2 protein-coding genes and 1 pseudogene are annotated in these 1,398 nt (G+C 45.8%); all 3 read left to right on the forward strand.

Annotated features, from left to right (window positions below):
• Positions 1 to 404: hypothetical protein (locus tag ACTHS3_RS13100; protein ID WP_440368140.1), on the forward strand; the 404-nt coding region annotated here is incomplete at its 5' end.
• Positions 405 to 529: 125 nt separating this feature from the next.
• Entirely contained in the window at positions 530 to 1,327 is a 798-nt protein-coding gene (locus ACTHS3_RS13105) for an ABC transporter permease (RefSeq protein ID WP_070734661.1), read from the forward strand.
• Positions 1,327 to 1,398 (forward strand): annotated as a pseudogene (locus ACTHS3_RS13110) (ABC transporter ATP-binding protein); the annotation flags it as partial. The gene ACTHS3_RS13105 and the pseudogene ACTHS3_RS13110, both read left to right, overlap by 1 nt.

Consider the following 1,398-nt stretch of genomic DNA (forward strand, 5'->3'; position numbering starts at 1 on the left):
ATATAAATGATAATGAACCTATCGTTTTTGATGAAAAAAGCAAGATATATGAATGCTATTTAAATGAAGTTTTAGTAGCTTTTATCATATTGGAAGTTTGGGATTATGGAGATGGATATGAAATTATATTTGGTACATTGACAGATGATACAAACGTACACTTTACAGAAATACTAAGACAATTCCTTCAAAACGAGTACAAGGAAGATTTAAAGATTTTTGCACTTGTACAACATGATAATCCATATAAACAAACAGTATTTAAGATTTTAGAGAAGAACGAGTTTATCCAATCTACTTATAAACAAACAAAAGTGTATAAAGATTTAAGGGCGAACGGGCTTCGCGAAGATGAACCTGATGAATTCGTATATACCCCTGCTAATAATTGCGAGCCAACGTAGTAGCGTAGGTCGGATTCTTGAATCCGACATTTCGGTTAAAAGGGCTGTCGGATACGAGTATCCGACCTACTTTTTTCAGACGACCCACCATCCCCAAACCATCCACACCAACCAACACTCAAACCATGATTAAAACCGACAAAATCCGCAAACCGCAGCCTGCGCTGTTTTACATCATCGACTACCTTTGGAGTGGCTTTTCCGGTCTGAGCGTGGCGATGGTGGTGGTGGCGTTGTGGGCGTGGGGCAGCGCCGTGTTCGGTGAGTTTATGCTGCCTGCGCCGGTGGAGGTATTTCAAAAGTCTTTGGATTTATTGAAACATTTTCAGGAAAACGAAATCGGGATTTCACTGTGGCGGTCGGTGGTGGGGATTTCAGTTGCTTTGGTAGCAGGATTGGCAGCGGGGCTGGTGGCGGGCAGTTTTAAGACGGCGATGGCGTTGCTTAAGCCTGTGATTACGATTTTGTTGGCGATGCCGCCGATTATTTGGGTGGTGATGGCGTTGTTTTGGTTTGGGTTCGGCAATCCGAGCGTGTTGTTTACCATCATTGTGTTGGTTGCGCCGCTGACGTTTGCGAGTGCGGCGGTCGGAATGGCGAGCGTGAACAAGCAGCATGAGGAATTGTTTGACGCTTATAAATTAGGCCGTCTGAAAAAAATCCGTTATCTGTATATCCCGCATCTGACGGGCTATGTAATTTCCAGTGTCGGCGTGGCGGTGGCGATGGGGGTGAAGGTGGTGATTATGGCGGAACTCTTGGGCGCGAGCGAAGGCGTGGGCGCGCGGATTGCGGACGCGAGGGCAATGCTGGAGACTTCGACGGTGATGGCTTATGTGGTGTTGGTCATCGTGTTTGTGTCGCTGTTTGAATACCTGATTACCAAGCCTTTGGAAATTTTGTTTATGCCGTGGAGAAGATGATGCTCTGTCTTGAAAACGTGCGTTTTGAAATTCTCCGCGACCCCATCGTGCGCGATTTCAGTTTGAACCTG

It is taken from the genome of Neisseria sp. P0009.S007 (assembly GCF_051962515.1).